Genomic DNA, 16,834 nt, shown 5'->3' with positions numbered 1-16,834 from the left:
TACAGCCCCTTACGGGCGCACTACCATAGAATTGCTGACCGGTGTTCCTGTTGAAAAGATTACCCCCTTTCCTCCCGTGATCTCATCCAGATAGCGGCATTTCATATACATATCAGAGGATTTCTGCGCTTCGGTCTGTGCGACCCCTCCCACATTCCGCATCTTGGTTGTCAGGTAAAGGTTCTTATAGCCGTCCGCCTCATCCACAAACAAACGGTCTACGCCCAGTTCCTCAAACGTGATCATATCATCTTTCCGGCTTTGGTCATGGAGCCGTTTCAGACGTGTTTCCAGTGATTTCTTGGTCCGCTCCATCTGTTTTACCGTAAAACGGCTCCCCTGGATCTTTTTTGCCTCTGCGATTCCTTCGATGATTTCGTCAATCTCCATCTGCAGCATACGTTCCTGCCGCTCGACACTTAAGGGAATCTTCTCAAACTGGGAGTGCCCGATGATCACGGCGTCAATGTCGCTGGTAGCAATCCTGCCGCAGAACTTTTTCCGGTTTTTCTTCTCAAAATCTTTTTTCGTTGCCACTAAAATATTTGCTGCCGGATAAAGCTGGAGCCACTCAGCGGCGAACTGCTCGATGATGTGATTTGGCACCACGACCATAGATTTATTGCACAGCCCCAACCGTTTGCACTCCATCGCAGCCGCCACCATCGTATAGGTCTTTCCTGCGCCCACCACATAGGCCAGCAGCGTATTCCCGCCGTAAATGATCCGGGCCACGCCGTCCTTCTGGTGTTTCCGCAAAGTAATTTCCGGGTTCATGCCATAGAAATGCAGATGGCTCCCGTCATACTCCCTTGGGCGGATGGAATTAAACTGCTCATTATAATCTGCGGTCAGCCTCTGTCTGCGCTCCGGATCTCTCCAGATCCATTCCTGGAACGCCTGCTTGATCAGATCCTGCTTTCCCTGTGCAATGGCGGTTTCCTTTCTGTTCAGGATTGGCTTACGTTTTCCCTCCTCATCCTCCACATAGTCAAACACACGGGTATCCCGCAGATTCAGCGTATCTTCTATGATCTTATAGGCATTTACCCGGTTTGTTCCATAGGTATTGGTAACACGGGGATTTCCCCGGTCCATGCTCTTCCCTTCGATATTCCATTCCCCGGTATGCCGGGAGAAATGGACTTTGATCTTCCACTGGGAATAGTTCGGCGTCTGCAACAGTTCAAACATAAAATCTGCGATATCCGATTCCGGTATCCATGTGGCTCCCAATCGTACACTGATCTCAGAAGCGGTCAGATCCTTGGGCTGTACTTTTTCCAGTGCCTCCACATTGCTCCGGTATGTTTCCGAGATTTCCGCTGCTTGCTTTGCCTCCCGCAGTTTCTTTCGCACGTTGCCGGAAAGATACTCGTCCTCAGATACAAACCGGGGCTGCTCCATGCCCTCAGACTCCGGCAGACGGAAGATCACGCCTTTTAGTTCTTCTTCCACCTCGCCGGCGCTTTTCCCGGTCAGGGAACACAGATACTCCATGTCCACGCAGGCTTTCTCAGAAAGGGACAGAGATAAAGCCTCACTTGCGGTATCCACTTTCGTTACCGTCTCGTGAGGCTTGATGGTCCGTTTCGTGAACATATCCGCCTTCCGTTCCAGCGTTCCGTCCTCTGCCACAATCTCAAGGGAACAGAGAAGAGGGTAACTGCTGTCATCAGAAAACGCCATACTGTTTGCCCTGGAATTCAGCAGTCCATACTTTCTCTGAAACAGATCATACAAATGGTTCAGCTTTTTCTGCTGTCTTTCAATCTCTTCATCGGGATACCCTTCGGTCTGGTAAGCGATCAGCTCCCTGGTACAGTCCCGGATAGCAATCATGCCTTTCACACGGTTCTGCGCTGTCACGGATAGTTCCACCGGTTTCATGCGGCTGTTTTCCCGGTAATAGATCTTCCCGTCATAAACCGTATAGGAAAAGTTTGCCACAGACGGATCAGCCGGGATGGAATGGTCCTCTTCCTCCACCAACTCTTCCGCCTCATAATCCGTGATCTCCGCCTCAAGGTTCTCCACTGCCTGCTCCAGAAGTTCCTTTAAATCCCTGTCTGGATAAGGCTTGCATACAAGCTGTGGCCCATACGGGCCGGACACGATCTCCTGCTCGCCCAGTACCATTTCCGGGTGCTGCTGAAAATAGGGATTGATACTGACCACCCGGTGTCGGCTCTCGCCCTGTTCATTCACATGGTCATTTTCATAGATCTTCTCCACTTCCACCCAGTCCGGCAGATCCACATTTAAGTCTCTCGGCGTCTCCCGCTTCTGGAAAAAGAGAATATCTGTATTGATCTCTGTACCGGCATTGGCAAGGAAAGCATTATTTGGCAGGCGGATCGCACCTAACAGGTCGCACCGCTGGGCGATATATCTCCGCACCCGGTCATCCCGCTTATCCATTGTCCCGCCGCTGATCCCGTTGGACGTAATCAGTGCAAGCACACCTTTCGGCCTCGTCTTGTCAATGGATTTTGCGATAAAATAGTCGTGGATCAGAAAGTTGTACTTATCGTATTTCCTGTCCAACACCTTATAACTTCCAAACGGCACATTTCCTATGACTACATCAAAAAAGCTGTCCGGCAGATCTGCGTCCTCAAAGCCCTGAGCAGCGATGGTGGACTTCTGGTAAAGCTGCTGTGCGATCCGGGCGGAAATGCTGTCGATCTCCACACCGTAAACCTTGCAGTCAGACAAACTCTCCGGTTGCCGTCCGATAAAATTTCCCGTTCCGCAGCTTGGCTCCAGAATGTTCCCGGATTTCAATCCCATGTTCTCCAACGCCTGATACATGGCGCTGATGACCACCGGCGGCGTATAAAAGGCGGTCAGTGTGGACTGTCTCGCAGCAGTATATTCTTCCTCTGTCAGGACCGTCTTTAATTCCAGATATTCCGTTGACCAGGAAGATTTCGTCTCGTCAAAAGCGTCAGATAAGCCGCCCCAGCCAACATATCCGGAAAGGATCTCCTGTTCCTTTGGCGTAGCAAAGCGGTTTTCTTCCTCACACTTCTTCAATAGCTGGATCGCCATGAGATTCGCACGGAACTTCTCTTTAGCGGTGCCCTCCCCCAAATGCTCATCCGTGATCCGATACTGGCTGCGGCTCTCCTGGGGAATTTCCGGGTGCAGATCAAACCCTCTTACCCTCCCGGCAGGTTTCTTCTGTGCCCATGCCGGGGCCAGATCCTCCAGAACTTCTTCCGGTTCCTTCTCAAAAGGATTGTCCTCCGGTTTTATCCCGGTAAATCCGTCCTCCTGCTCCTGCGCCATTTCCTGTGTGGGAGCCGGTTCCTCCTTGTCTTTTTCGGCTGGTTCCTCTGATGGTTTCCTGTATACCTTCAGATGATCATTCGCCGGATTTTCCCGTACCCGGCGGTCAAACACCTCTCTTGGCATTTCCTCTGTGAAGAGCGGATACATCTGGTCACGCAGAACCACCATCTCATCGGAGATAAAGTCAATGGAATATTCCTTTGTGCCTATTGTGACAATCGTATCCACCTGCAGGTCATAAGGCGGATTCATAGCAGGTAAGTCTGCAATCCCGGCGATCAGTTCAGACACTTCGGAATAGTTTTCATCCTCCGTGTCCATCCCTTCCCGGACACGGATCAGATAACTGTAAATTTCCTGCACAGACTGGGGATCTTCCAACTGTTCCTGCAACTGGCGCAGAACATCTTCCTGTGCCTCTCCTGCCTCAATTGTATCCTGATATTCATACCAGTCATATGACTGGTAAAACGCATTGAGACGTCCGGCCAGAACCTCTTCCCGGCTCTGTGCCGGGACAGGCTCCGGGGGAGCCTGCGTGTTTTCTCTTTCGGCTGGTATTGGAGTAAATAAGCTGAACGCTCCGTCCCGGTAATCCGTAAGGTCCTGGTGCGCCTGTTGCATAGACGGGTATCGCTGATCGTAATCTGCGGTTCCCGCAAGAACCTCTTCCATCATGGAAAGGATTTCTTTTACCCGGTTTGGATCATCAAGCTGCGGACGGATCTGGTCTATCGCTCTATGATAATCTGAGCCATACGGATACGGACGTAAAAACGTCTCCGGCTGATGATAGAAAAAGTTATAAATACCTCTCGCCAGAACTCCTTTTTCATACTCCGGGATATACTCCAGTTCCTTTTCTGTCATATACCGTCCGACAGAAATCAGTTCCTCGATCCGTTTTGCAACCGCTGTCCATTTCAGGGTAGTTTCATAGTCTTTCCATTTGATAAAATACCCTTTTGCACTGGTTCCCCGGTTAAATTTTTCTCCTAAATAGTCCGATCCTGATCCCCATATCCCGTATTCCTGTTTTAAAAAATCTGCTCTCTCCTTATTGCTGTGTCCTTGCAGAAAATAGGAGTAAATTCTGTATTTGCCATGTTCAAAGGAAGACCCCATCTGCAGTGCATGGTCGATGATTTCCTGTGGCATAGAAAAAGCAGGAGATTCCTCTCCTGCCAGTTCTTCCAAAAATGTCTGTTGTTCTGCCACCGTTAGCTGTGGCTCTGCAGTCGGTTCCTGCCTTTCCTCTTCCGACTGTGGTTCCTGTCCGGTTAGCTGTAGATCAGCTCTTTCATCACGATCTCTTCCGCTGCCTGCCGGATGTTGTTCATCTGCTGTACCCACGCCATCTGGTCTTTCGCTTTCAGTTCCTCTGTCACGCCCCAGGCTGCTTTCATCTGTTCGGTCAGAACTTCCATCCTCTCCTGTGCCTCTCTCTGCACTTCGTTCAGATGTCGGTTCAGTTCTCCTTTTGTCAGCAGGTTCAGATACATCCCATACCGGTAATTTTTCAGATAAGTATGACGGAGGGAAGCGTACTTCCCACGGTGTACTTCCGGTTCGTCCGGCACGGTCAGATCCGGAAGAAGATAATCGCCCTGTCTGCTGTATGTGATCGCTCTCATGTGTAACGCCCCTTTCTGTAATCTGTTCTCTGTTTTCGCTTTCATTATATCGGCCTGCCTCTCTTCCGGCAAAGGTACGATTTTTCTTTCTCTCTGCCTTTCTCAGCTTATGGACGGTATCGGAAATCTCGGATAATGCCATTTCCGCCACATCACTGGCCGCAACGCCAAACAGGTTGACCATTTCCGGCGTATTAAAATCCGTGATATTCCGGAAATCCTCTGTGTCCAGATACAGGTCAGTATCCACGCCGCACCGTACCATGACCATATAAGCAGTGCTGGCCGCTAAAAGCTGTCGGGCTTCCACCTCTACGTTGTACTCGTCCACCTCTTCCAGATAACTGCCTTTCCGTCCTGCAAGCAGATCCGGCAGATAATCCGCCAAGTTATCTTCTGCCGCAATCTTTGCCGCCTCCAGTATGGTTTCCGCAAATCCTGTCACTGTCTCATCCACACCAAAAGCATTGGCAAGGGTTTCCCGCACATCCGGCTGATATTCTTCCGGCACTTCCCACAAAGGCACTGGCCGGAGCAGGCGGCGGAAACGCCCTTCTTGCGTATCGGAAACGTCATAATAATATTTCAGCCGCAGTTTCGGACTGTCCTTGTCAAAAACGGCGATTCCTTTGGAATCCCGCTTTACCCACCGTCCAAACTTCTCATTCCAAACTTTCATAGGCAGCACTGCGGACGCCTGTGGGCGCTGTGCATAGATTAGAATCTGGTCATCAAAAGGCAGCCGGAAGTTCCGGCAGGCAGAGCGCAGGAAAGACAGCCAGTTTTCCGGACTGGCAGTTACTTCCTTGACCGCCTCAGCATAGAGGTCTGTGATCAGATCATATTTCTTCTTTGCCACAACTCTGTCCTCCTATCGTTCCTGTTCTTTTTCCTTCTGCCGGGCAGGTGGGTATTTTTCCATAAACTCCCGGACTGTGCGGCAATCTCCATCACAAAAATCCCAGTCCTTTTCTGGATCAATATCTAAATACCCGTGTGGTGGCAGTCTGATGGGTTCACGGGTAATAATAGAGCCAAAATGATTGACCATGATCCCCTTTGCAATCTGCACCGGATCTCCCCACCCTTCATCATCATGCCGCACTTCATATAAATACAGCCCTTTTGGTACGGTACTCCGGTCAATCCTCAGATCATGAAAAAGGGCTGGTTTCCCTAACACCCGGACTTCTGTAAAGGTTTCTTCCATTGCGTTATATCTTGCCATGTGTTCTGACTCCTTTCCTCTTTTTCTCACTCATGGGCCGATACCGGATTCCATTCTTCTCCATCTGCTTTGCAAACTGACGGATATTCCTGCACTTTCCATCTATTTCCACCTGTTCCTCACTGTGGTAACGACAGAAAGCGCAGGAGCAATCCCCGTTGTCATACTCCAGACGCAGAAAAGAACTGTCTGAGAGAGAAAAAAGCGGGGTTTCCCGGCTGTCTGTAAAGCAGATCATGTTTCCACTGCTCATATCTCCCCTCCTCCCAAAAATGTGATAAATTTCCCGGCTTTTACTGCTTTCTGGATCTCATTGATCATCCCGATTTCTGCCACTGTGATCCCCGGCAGAGACAAAATATCATCCATTGTCATATTTAAGACTGTTTTTTCACTGTCAAATCCCGCCTCCATCAGCTTTGAGAGGGAACGGACAGCCTTATGGTTGATCTGTGCCAACTTTTACACCTCCTTTCGTCCGGTATGTAAAGAGGCGGCTGACCGCCGCCTCCTGTCACATTCTGTCTATTTCTTACGGTTCCGCAGATTCAGCCAGATCAATGCCCCTGCGATAAATACCACTAAAATGACCGTGATCCACATCTTTGCGTTCATGCTTTATCTTCCCCCTTCCTTTTTCTCATTTTCACTGCGGTCAGAATACCAAAGACTGCCACACCTGCTCCGGACAGGGCAGATAACCCGATCCACAGGCCCGGTCTGCTGTCATCCCCGGTCTTTGGTGTCGTAATCAATTCCTCCGGGATCTTTTCATTGGTCATAGTAGCCTTTACGATCTGTCCGTCCTCCTTGATCTCAAAGGCGTATTCGGACTCATCAATCTCATAGCCTTCCGGCGCATTGTACTCCTGATAGGTGTATTTTCCATACCGCAGAGTAAAGATGGCGATCCCGTTCTCATCTGTTACGCCTGTGGCAACGATATTTCCATCTTCGTCCTTAATGCGGAATCCGGCGTTTGGAAGAGGTTTCCCATCCGCAACATCTGTCTTGGTCAGTTCCAGTTTCCCGGTAATCGGCTGATTTATAAAGCCAATGCCCGCCTCATTTTCCACATCTACAATCTTTCCGTCCTCGCTGATCTCAAAGTAATAGGCGTTCTCATCCAGCTTAAAGCCTTCCGGGGCAGTCTTTTCTTTCACAAAATATCCTCCGTAGAGCAGACCGTCCGTCTGGTAAATGCCTTCTGAGATTTCCGGGATTTCTCCCACAAGTTCATCCTTTTCGGTCAGTTTCTGGTCTTTGTCCGTATCCTCATACAGCTCAAATACAGCGCCCGTCAGCTTGTTCGCCGGATATTCTGCGTCCACTTTTGTAAGACGGACACTGCCCTCAATGAGTTTGTTAATCAGCTCCACCTCGATCACTTCCTCATCTTCCGTAACCGATACATAGTGGAGGGCCTCATTCAGCACATATCCTTCCGGGCTTGCAATCTCCCGGACGATCCATCTGCCAAAGGGTACATCCTCAAATGCAAAGGCTCCGTCCTCATCAGAAGTTGTTACCATTAAGGCGGTTTCTTCCGTAAATTCTTCTGCACCTGCGGAAAACAGACCGATTGTTGCGCCTTCCAGTGCCTCCCCGTCCGTATCTACTTTCCGTCCGGAGATTTTTCCCCGGATCAGTTCATTCTCAATGGCATTTCCCTCATTTGCAGAAATATGGACAACAGCGGTATCCTGCCCCTGGTAGGTAAAGTCCACAGGATAGGTTTCTTCTGACAAAAGATAATGCTGATCCGTGGCAACTTCTTTCACATAATACTTGCCAAACGGCAGGTCTGTGTGAAATGCGGCGGTTCCCTCTGCACTGCAGAACACGATCTCGATCAGACCGTCCGCCGGGATCACGGAACCGTCCGCTGCTGTCAGATCCTCTGCGGCATACAGTCCAAAGGCTACGTTCTGGATTTCTCCCGCATTTCCGATTCCAAAGATCTCATCCTGTTCCAGTGTCTTTGTGAGGTCAACCGTCACTTTCTGCCGCTCATTATAGAAAGCGGTGTCCGCTTCTGTTACAGATACCTCCTGTCCGGCATAGGTCAGCTCCACCTCATGGGTTTCTGTATTCAGCACCAGACCGTCCGGCGCTGTCTTTTCCACGATCTGGTATTTTCCCAGATACAGTTCTTTTGTCTCTGCCTTGCCTTCCTCATCTGTGGTAATGGTATCCACCACATCCCCGGCGTTTGCCCGCACGGTTCCGTCCGGCGTCACAATGTCCTCGGCGGCGATCACTTCATATACCGCCCCGGCCTGCCCGGTTACTGCATAAACAGGCGTGTAAATATTCTCGCCTTCCGCAAGGTTCCCGTCTTTGTCCACCACACCGTCTCCGGACACCTGCACAGAAGAAAATTCCTCGCCGGTTTTGCTCACAAGGATCTTGCCTTTCTGCGGCATATCCTCTTTTTCCACCGTGATCACAGTCACTCCGCTGTCCTCCCCGGACTGTTCCTCAGATACTGTAAATGGAACCGGCGTACTGTCCAGTACATACCCATAAGGAGCCTGTACCTCCACTAATGTGTAATTTCCATAAGGCAGTACCTCCGGTGTGATCAGATAACCGTCACTTCCGGTATAGAAAGTATCCAGCTTTGTGACTTCCGGATAGGTATACTGCATGGTCACAAGGTTCCCGGATTCGTCATAGATCTGGAACCCGGCTCCCGCAAGGGGGATGGTGTTTCCCGTTTCTGCGTCTTTCTTGACTACTTTGATATAGGATTCAAACAGGCGGTTGTTGATGAGGTAGCGGTAAACTTCTCCGTCACTGCTGATATACACATCAAAGTCTCCGATCATCTCCCGGCCTTCCCAGCCTTTTGTCTGGTGTACCGTATAAATGCCATAAGGCAGGTCTTTCGTCTCGGCATATCCGTTCTCATCACACACCAGCGTATCCCGCTCGCTGTCCTTTGCGCTGTCATAGTTGCCTGCACTCTTTAAATACACTTGGAACTCTGCGCCTTCCTCCGGTGTTTCGATCTGCGTACTTCCGTCATCCGTGTGCTTGATGATAGAAATTCTTCCCTTGATAACCTGTTCCGTCACATCATTGGAAGTATCGTTCAGCTCTACCGTATAAAGGGTTGCCTCCGCTCCCACATGGTAGGAAGTCTCATCCAGCAGATACCCTTCGGACGGGCTGATCTCCCGGATTGTCCAGTTGTCTCCACACACATAATATTTCGTGGTAAAACTGCCGTTGCCGTCTGTGGTGTAAGTGTCGATCAGCGTATCCCCGTCATAAATCCCGTATACTGCGCCTGCCAGCGTAGCGTCTCCCTGCGGGGTTCCTGTCTCCCGGTCTGTCTTTGCGACGGTTACCCGGAACTTTTTCAGCACGTTATGGACGGTAGCGTTGGTCACTTCATTCCAGTTGACCGTCACGCTCTGGTCCGCCGGAACCACATACCGGTCTGCTGTCTCCACTTCCTCCAGCGTATAGGGCGTATCGCCGGAGATCAGAATATCAGAAAACATGGCAACACCTGCGCTGTCCGTAACCGCATACTCATCCACCGGAATACCGGAAAGAGAGGTTCCGTAGAGATGGAACTTCATGCCTTCCACCAGGCCGTCCTCAGAAGTCTTGGTCACTTTCAAATCTCCACGCTTGAGGATATTGGAAAAATCCACCGCAGCGGTTTCCCCGCCTTTGACCTCCACTGTCTGCGCTTTCTGCGGTTCATACCGGTTCTCCGTCAGCTCCGTTACCGTATAGGTTCCCGGCTGAAGGTTCTCCACCTTGATCGTTCCATCCTCTCCGGTGGTAACGGTCTGGTCAATCCCGTTTCCCGTGATCTGGAATTTCAATCCGGCCACCACACCGTCCTCGGAAGTTTTCACAATCTGGATATGCCCATAAGGGATTTTCACATTCAGATATGCTTTCACGGCTGCGGTATTCTCCACGCCCGTGACAATATCCTGTAAAGACGGATCTCCATAGGCGATCAGCTTGGCGCTGCTGCTCACGGTGGGGATCTTCTTGGTTGCGGATAACTGCACGTTCCCGGCAATCGCTTTACTGGATGTGATGGTCAGTGTATTTCCGGACGTGCTGAGTTTCACATCACTGTTGGATGATGTGAAATTGAATTTTGACAGAACGCCGTTGCTGTCTGTCAGTTTCAGCACATACTGTTTGCCGTCCCATTTCAGTTCCTGGGGGGCGCTGTCTGTACTTCCGGACGCAAAGCTGGGGATGGTTCCGTGGCTGACCATACCGGAAATTATCTGCTGATAGGCCCCCGCTATCCCGCTGTTCGCCCCGCCTACGCAAAGGCTGTTATAAAATTTGGCGTCCGTCTGAGCATACGGGGCGCTGGCATTCCTGCACCCGGTCACGATCTCCCAGATGACCATCTGTGTCGCAAGGACTTTCTCATCTTCCGTGCCAGACAGACTGCCCATGCTGCCCTGCGCGCCATACAGCAGGGCAAGATTTACAGCGTCCTGTTTCGCCTTTCCTAAGTTGTTCCACACCACAGAAGCGTCCTTCTCCAGTGTGTTCCCGGTATGCAGGGAGATTCCCGGCTCGATACAGTAGGCATTATCCCCGTCTGCATAGATCCGGGTTCTGGCCTCTCCCGCATGGCTGAACGTAATTCCGTTATGAGACGCCGTCTGCTGATAACGGATGGTATTCCCGTTCCCGTCATAGCAGTAAGCGAATGTGATCGTTGCCCGCTGGGACGCAGCCGATACCGTGGCAGCCGGAAGGACGGACAGTGTCGTGACCGCCGCCAGTGCCAATGCGACTCCTTTCCTGAATAACTGTTTGATTTTCTTCACTTCATTCTCCTCCATTTCTGAGCCTTTCGGCCCACATAAAAAAATCCCTGCTTGCTGGCAGGGCTGGGTACTGATCCGGCGGAATGTGGATAGCCACCGGCTCCTTATTCTTTTTTCGGCTGGTAAACTGCTGGTAATCCGGAAGGGGTAGGGTGTGGGGAGGGGAAACCAGAAAATCGGGAAAACTGGAAAGCCACATAGGAACCCACTTTCCCCCTGGTGTCCTCTTATCTCTCCCGTCCTCTCTCCCGTCTGCGGTACAGTTCCAGTGCCTTAATGATCGTGTCCTCCATCTGCTTTGGCGTAGTTCCCGGAGAGAAATATTTGTCAATCCTCTTTTTCGGGATTTTAAACTGCTCCACCTGGTTCGGCTTTTCCTCAGTCATAATCGACAGGATCACATCTTCATTCAGCTTTCCCGCCTCCGCAAACTTCCGCATTTTGATTGCCTGTGCGTGGCTGGGGGTACAATCTTCCAGTTCCATGGTGTCAAAAAGTATCTGCTGTTGCTCTTTCGGCAGGTAAGACAGCTCTACTGCCGGACGCATGGCAATCTTTCCCTCATCCACCATATCCAGAATAGGTGGAATGAGTTCGGTTAGGCGGATATATCTTTGTATTTGACTTCTACTTTCTCCAACAACCTCTCCTAAAATCTCAACTGAATACTTTGATAACTTCTGCTCCACTGGGGTAGAAGTTAAGTCTGTCCGTTGTCCTTGCCGTTTCATTGCGTCCAGTTTCATCTTATAGGCAAAGGCTTTTTCTGACGGTAAGACTTTCTCCCTTTGCAGGTTCGAGTCCACCATGATGATCGTAGCCTCGTCATCTGTCAGATTTCGCACAATACAGGGCATATTCGTTTTCCCGGCAAGCTCACTGGCGAATTTTCTCCGGTGTCCTGCCACCATTTCATAACCGCCTTCCGGTTTCGGGCGCACCAGAGCAGGATTGACCACGCCTTTTTCCCGGATACTTGCCGCCAGCTCCAGCATACTTTCATCCTGCTTTACCTTATACGGATGGTCAGGAAAGTCGCTGATCTCTGTCAGAGGAATATCTGCGATAAACTCCCGTTTCGCCTCGTCACGTTCCTCCTGCGTACTGAACAGATCATCTGCTGCGGGAAGGGGCAGTTTTATTTCTCTGCCTTTCGCCATCCCGTACCACCTCCCTTGTAAATGACGCATAGGCTTTTGCTACTGTACTGTTTTTGTCATAGCTGTAAATGCTCTGTCCTGCGGCACTTGTTTCCGCTGCTTTCACGCCAACCGGAATGACAGTCTGATAAACCTTAACCATTCTCCCGTAATTCTGCCGGATACTCTCTGCGGTCACACGAGCCAGATTGGTCCGCATATCCGCAAGTGTCAAAAGAACACCATCCACCTTCAACGCCGGATTGATCTGTCTTTGTACCTTACCGATTGTTTTCATGAGCTGTGTCATTCCCTTTGCTGGAAGATACTGGGCCTGTACCGGTACAATCACACTGTCAGACGCTGCCAGTGCATTAATCGTCAGCATACCTAAACTCGGCATACAGTCAATCAGCACATAGTCGTATCCTCTTTTCACTTCATTGAGATAGTTTTTCAGAGTGAGTTCCCGGCTCATGGCATTGACAAGCATAACTTCCAGTCCTGCCAGTTCAATATTGGACGGGATCAGATCGACGCCTTCTTCATGGTGTAAAATCCCGGCGTGGCTATCCATTTCCCGGTCAGCCACAATCCCCTCTAACTGTGTGGCAAGTGTCACAGAAAGATTATCCTGCTCCGGCCATCCCAGTGAGGTTGTCAGATCGCCCTGTGGATCAGCGTCCACCAGAAAAACCTTTTTCCCTTCTCTGGCAAGTCCGATCCCTAAATTGACGGTGGTAGTGGTTTTCCCTGTTCCGCCTTTCTGGTTGGCAATCGCAATCACTTTGCAATTCGCCATAACGGTTTCCTCCTTTCCTAAAAATTTAATAGCCATCTTCCTGTGTAGGGAAATGGCTATGTATAAAAATGGGCATGAAAAAAGCCGGAAAATTTTCGTAAATTGAAAACCTTCCGGCTATGTAATTTCTGTATTCTGAATTATTATTGGCCTGGTTTCGTGTTTGTATATCTTACTATGTGTGAACTATATTGATTGATAAAAGCCTTTCCTATAAATATAAATGTACTACTTTGCTTTTCTTTAGACTTTACAATTAATTTCGGTTGTTCACTCTTTAACACAAACCACTCTGGAACATAAAAATTAATATGTGGATATGTTTCTCTATACCATTCAATTTGCTTCTTTGCAAAGTCTATAAACCCCTGATCAGCATATAATTTACGAAGTTCCTTTTTCTTTAGTTTGCCTATACTATTTTTTCTTTCTTTTCCTGCGGGATAAATGTTCCCAGTCCAAACATCCAATCTATATCCCACATCCTTTGCATGTCCGTGTGGTACAGATGGTTTGTCATCTGGATCCCCAATTTTAAAAATCCAGATATAATTTTGCACCTTTTCACGTGGAGAATATAATTGAGGACTAAATGGCTTAGTATTTTTGAATCTCGGAGAAATTCTTTTCCATAATTTTACTCTTTTTTTCATAAATTCTTTTTTAACTCATACCAGATTGAATATTTTCTGTTGACAACAAACTCAATAATCGATGAATTTCTGAATCGATTTTAGTCATATCTGGACTTCGTAAAGTAAGCGAAAATGACAAACTCTCCTTTTTAGAGCTTTCTTCTAATCCATTAACCGCTTCATTTATTCTCTTATCATAATCCTCAATAAAATGTTCAATATCTTCAATAATAGATTTACTTAACTCCGAAGCATAATCAAGCAATTTCTGAAATACCTCTGGCACAACAATATTCTTAAATTCTAAAGACCACATATGAATACTTTTATATACTTCAATTAATTTTTCTGCCACATAAATTATATATTCTGCATTTCCCGGTTTCCCAGGTTCTCCAATGGCTTCTTGAAATGCTTTATTGATCACTATACCAAGTAACCTGCTCCTATTAATTAGTTCATTACATTTCAATTCTACAAAATCTAAAATTTCTTGAGGTTCACTATATTGAACAGTTTTCTCAAAAGAAATACCATATTTCATATCATATCGTAAATCATCCAGTTTTTCGATATTATCTTTCAGTGCTGCGGCAAATAGAAGATATTCCCAAAAATCCGGTTTTTCAATAGATAATTCAAATACTTTTCCTGAGTATTGTAATATTTTAAATGATACCCCTTCTTTATTTAAACGACGTCTTAATATAAACTATCATTAACTAGATATGCCAGTTGTTTTTTTAGGCAATTTTTAATATCTTTTCCCGTATTAAACTCGTGAACCCAGTTGCTGTCTTTATTCCTTAATAAATCAACGAACTCAAAGATTTTAGAAGAATCCACAACATTTGAAAAATCTGCTGTTTTATTTTTTTTCCATATTGGAAGAATATCTATAACTTTTCTATCTACGAAAACAAATATTGGAATACCTTTTGATTTTGCCCTTAAATATTCTAAATTAGTAATTGATTTATTTCCATGATCTGTTATATATCCATATCTTCCGCCAACGATGAGCACCATTATATCAGCTCTTTGCTCTACTACTCTGAGACAATTGTTAATAGTATCCTTGTCGGGATCAATAGGAAAGGAATCATATTCCGATAATATAGCCTCATATCCTAAATCGTCTTCTATAAAATCTCTTATATCCTGTCTTATTTGCTTTAAATCATAACAAGTAGAACTTACAAATACAGCCGGTCTGCGTGCTTCTCCAGAATTATATTTCATTTTATATTACCTCTTTCTTATTACGAATTCTCCCTGCAAAAAGTCACAAAATCTTTTTGTCCACATGATATCATCTAGTCTATTCCATCCTGTTCCCTCCACAAAATATGGACAAATCAGAGCCAAATAACACCAGATATCCCCCATTTTCCGGCTCCGGCACACTAGGAGACGAAATACTCTACGGCATTGTTCGGGAAGAATTCCTTGAACTCGCCGTAGAGCTGTGCCGCCAGAGTTTTGTTATGAGCAATGATAAGCGTCGGTTTATTCAGTTGCTGGATGACATTTGCCATCGTGAAGGTTTTACCGGAGCCAGTGACACCTAAAAGGGTCTCGCACTGGTTTCCTTCCTTAAAACCTTTGACTAAAGCCTCGATCGCCTGGGGCTGGTCGCCGGTTGGTTTGTATTCTGATACTAATTCAAAATGATCCATGATGATTTATCCTTCTATTTGTTAATGATTAATCCATTCTTTTTATAATCCAATAGCCATTTCTATTAGAGCCTTTGCGTTCTAAAATGCCTTCATTTCTCAATTCCTTAATATCCGTTTGAATCTGCTTTCTGGTTAATTCCCATTTATCTATGAGGTCTGTTTGAGTCATGATTAGATATTCAGACAAAAGTTCTAGCATTATCTGTTTTCTTTCAGCTCCCTTTTTCAGCTCTTTTTCGGCTCCTTTTTTGGCTCCTTTTTTGGCACATTCTGAAATCCGGTATTTCTTCCCTCGGTCAAATGCAATTCTTTTAGGGAATCGCCAATTCTTCGATTTCTGCACCGACGGTTGGACGTGCGATAAGATTTCAAGCCTTCTATTGCGATTAATCATTTCCCTCTTTCTTTTTCTTCTAAAAAATTTTTATATTTAAATGGCTTTCTCATGGAAAAACGAAAAGTTTTTTCTTCATTATGCATTATTCCTCCCCCAAAATTACAACTTGCTATCAATTAGGGAAACCTCGTTTCCCTAATTCCAGTTTTAATATTTCTCTTCTATTTTTCTCAATTTACCTATACTCTCAATAAACGCCTGTTCTACTGGTGATAATGTGTCTTCTTGTTTTTTCTTATATTTTTCATACTCACTATGAGCTTTTTCTAATGCTTGCTTATGTGTAACAGCCCCTTTAGTCTTAAGTATATCTCTTCTTGTCATTTTCAAGTAGTCATCTATGGTTTCCAGCCAGTCTTTCATATACATAGGCTCATGATTTAATGCATGTACCTCCGCAATATCCAAATAAGCGGTAACAATTTTATTTAATGCATCCAATTCATCTTTATTCAAATAGTTTTTTGCGATTTCCACATCTGCTCTCTTTATGGATTTCCCCTGCCAGGAAGTTAATCCCATATGTTCTTTCTCAGCATCCGCTCTTTGATATATCACTTCTGCAGCTGTATGCTTATGTGCAGCCCAATGCATTTTGTTCTGCACCTGTTTAAAGAAAAGAATCGAACTTTCTGCTCTTGGATCATAATCAATACTAGTTGCATAAATCTCCAACACTTTTCTCCAAAAAACCTTTTCTGATGACCGAATATCACGAATACGTTCTAATAATTCATCAAAATAGTTTCCACCCCCTAAGCGTTTTAACCGGTCATCATCTAAAGCAAAGCCTTTTTGCATATATTCTTTCAAAATATTCGTTGCCCAAATTCTAAACTGGGTACCACGTAAAGATTTTACTCTATACCCCACAGATATAATCACGTCTAGATTATAGTAATCCACCTGATAGGTTTTCCCATCATCGGCAGTATGGGCAAATTTTGCCCATACTGATTCCTTTTTCAGTTCCCCCTCTTTAAATATATTACGTATATGCTTTCCAATGACACTTCTATCTCTTTGAAACAATTCAGCCATTTGCTCGACAGAAAGCCATACCGTATCGTTAACAAAAGTCGCCTCGATTTTTGTTAAACCGTCTTCTGTCGTATACATTAGTAAATTCGATTCCTGCATCCATTTTACCTCTTTCCCGCTTTGCTCCTGGGAACAAATGTTCTTTCTCCATTC

At 46.7% G+C, this 16,834-nt stretch carries 12 protein-coding genes and 2 pseudogenes; all 14 read right to left on the bottom strand.

All coding sequences use genetic code 11. The features are described from left to right. Positions 1 to 21 precede the first annotated feature (21 nt). Positions 22 to 3,144, bottom strand: a pseudogene (locus tag BKD12_RS17550) (N-6 DNA methylase); the annotation flags it as partial. Positions 3,145 to 4,577: 1,433 nt separating this feature from the next. Next, positions 4,578 to 4,931, bottom strand: coding sequence for a TnpV protein (locus BKD12_RS16410; protein WP_083262843.1), 354 nt, complete (start codon positions 4,929 to 4,931; stop codon positions 4,578 to 4,580). 871 nt (positions 4,932 to 5,802) lie between these two features. Continuing rightward, positions 5,803 to 6,159, bottom strand: coding sequence for an LPD28 domain-containing protein (locus BKD12_RS05310; RefSeq protein WP_070088284.1), 357 nt, complete (start codon positions 6,157 to 6,159; stop codon positions 5,803 to 5,805). Beyond that, a complete protein-coding gene (locus BKD12_RS05305; protein ID WP_070088283.1) occupies positions 6,146 to 6,412 on the bottom strand; it encodes a hypothetical protein in 267 nt (88 codons plus the stop codon). Before BKD12_RS05305 ends, BKD12_RS05310 begins: the two co-directional genes overlap by 14 nt. Next, positions 6,409 to 6,618, bottom strand: coding sequence for a hypothetical protein (locus BKD12_RS05300; protein ID WP_070088282.1), 210 nt, complete (start codon positions 6,616 to 6,618; stop codon positions 6,409 to 6,411). Before BKD12_RS05300 ends, BKD12_RS05305 begins: the two co-directional genes overlap by 4 nt. A 152-nt stretch (positions 6,619 to 6,770) precedes the next feature. After that, on the bottom strand, positions 6,771 to 11,000 hold the full coding sequence (locus tag BKD12_RS05295) for a SpaA isopeptide-forming pilin-related protein (protein WP_070088281.1): 4,230 nt from the start codon (positions 10,998 to 11,000) through the stop codon (positions 6,771 to 6,773). 212 nt (positions 11,001 to 11,212) lie between these two features. Next, entirely contained in the window at positions 11,213 to 12,145 is a 933-nt protein-coding gene (locus tag BKD12_RS05285) for a ParB/RepB/Spo0J family partition protein (protein ID WP_070088279.1), read from the bottom strand. After that, on the bottom strand, positions 12,099 to 12,926 hold the full coding sequence (locus BKD12_RS05280; RefSeq protein ID WP_070088278.1) for a ParA family protein: 828 nt from the start codon (positions 12,924 to 12,926) through the stop codon (positions 12,099 to 12,101). Before BKD12_RS05280 ends, BKD12_RS05285 begins: the two co-directional genes overlap by 47 nt. Before the next feature lie 143 nt (positions 12,927 to 13,069). Beyond that, positions 13,070 to 13,579: a hypothetical protein gene (locus BKD12_RS05275; RefSeq protein WP_070088277.1), complete on the bottom strand. Its 510-nt coding sequence runs from the start codon at positions 13,577 to 13,579 to the stop codon at positions 13,070 to 13,072. A gap of 10 nt (positions 13,580 to 13,589) precedes the next feature. Further along, the gene (locus tag BKD12_RS16405) at positions 13,590 to 14,105 is read right to left on the bottom strand and encodes a hypothetical protein (protein ID WP_083262840.1); all 516 of its coding nucleotides are present in this window, start codon (positions 14,103 to 14,105) and stop codon (positions 13,590 to 13,592) included. Positions 14,106 to 14,263: 158 nt separating this feature from the next. Continuing rightward, positions 14,264 to 14,803: a DUF4062 domain-containing protein gene (locus BKD12_RS16400; protein ID WP_083262839.1), complete on the bottom strand. Its 540-nt coding sequence runs from the start codon at positions 14,801 to 14,803 to the stop codon at positions 14,264 to 14,266. A gap of 167 nt (positions 14,804 to 14,970) precedes the next feature. Beyond that, positions 14,971 to 15,240 (bottom strand): annotated as a pseudogene (locus BKD12_RS05265) (DEAD/DEAH box helicase family protein); the annotation flags it as partial. A 28-nt stretch (positions 15,241 to 15,268) separates the two neighbouring features. Then, entirely contained in the window at positions 15,269 to 15,637 is a 369-nt protein-coding gene (locus tag BKD12_RS16700) for a hypothetical protein (RefSeq protein ID WP_070088275.1), read from the bottom strand. 150 nt (positions 15,638 to 15,787) lie between these two features. After that, complete coding sequence (gene rhuM, locus BKD12_RS05255) at positions 15,788 to 16,780, bottom strand: virulence RhuM family protein (RefSeq protein ID WP_070088274.1); 993 nt, start codon at positions 16,778 to 16,780, stop codon at positions 15,788 to 15,790. Between the last annotated feature and the right edge of the window lie 54 nt (positions 16,781 to 16,834).

It is taken from the genome of Merdimonas faecis, assembly GCF_001754075.1.
Taxonomy (GTDB): Bacteria; Bacillota; Clostridia; order Lachnospirales; family Lachnospiraceae; genus Merdimonas; species Merdimonas faecis.
This window is presented reverse-complemented; position numbering and strand designations above follow the sequence as displayed.

What these genes read in the sequence shown, in the direction of transcription:
- BKD12_RS16410 (WP_083262843.1), bottom strand. Translation starts at nt 4,931, where the DNA reads ATGAGAGCGATCACATACAGCAGACAGGGCGATTATCTTCTTCCGGAT.
- BKD12_RS05310 (WP_070088284.1), bottom strand. Translation starts at nt 6,159, where the DNA reads ATGGCAAGATATAACGCAATGGAAGAAACCTTTACAGAAGTCCGGGTG.
- BKD12_RS05305 (WP_070088283.1), bottom strand. Translation starts at nt 6,412, where the DNA reads ATGAGCAGTGGAAACATGATCTGCTTTACAGACAGCCGGGAAACCCCG.
- BKD12_RS05295 (WP_070088281.1), bottom strand. Translation starts at nt 11,000, where the DNA reads ATGGAGGAGAATGAAGTGAAGAAAATCAAACAGTTATTCAGGAAAGGA.
- BKD12_RS05285 (WP_070088279.1), bottom strand. Translation starts at nt 12,145, where the DNA reads ATGGCGAAAGGCAGAGAAATAAAACTGCCCCTTCCCGCAGCAGATGAT.
- BKD12_RS05280 (WP_070088278.1), bottom strand. Translation starts at nt 12,926, where the DNA reads ATGGCGAATTGCAAAGTGATTGCGATTGCCAACCAGAAAGGCGGAACA.
- BKD12_RS05275 (WP_070088277.1), bottom strand. Translation starts at nt 13,579, where the DNA reads ATGAAAAAAAGAGTAAAATTATGGAAAAGAATTTCTCCGAGATTCAAA.
- BKD12_RS16405 (WP_083262840.1), bottom strand. Translation starts at nt 14,105, where the DNA reads ATGAAATATGGTATTTCTTTTGAGAAAACTGTTCAATATAGTGAACCT.
- BKD12_RS16400 (WP_083262839.1), bottom strand. Translation starts at nt 14,803, where the DNA reads ATGAAATATAATTCTGGAGAAGCACGCAGACCGGCTGTATTTGTAAGT.
- BKD12_RS16700 (WP_070088275.1), bottom strand. Translation starts at nt 15,637, where the DNA reads ATGATTAATCGCAATAGAAGGCTTGAAATCTTATCGCACGTCCAACCG.
- rhuM (WP_070088274.1), bottom strand. Translation starts at nt 16,780, where the DNA reads ATGCAGGAATCGAATTTACTAATGTATACGACAGAAGACGGTTTAACA.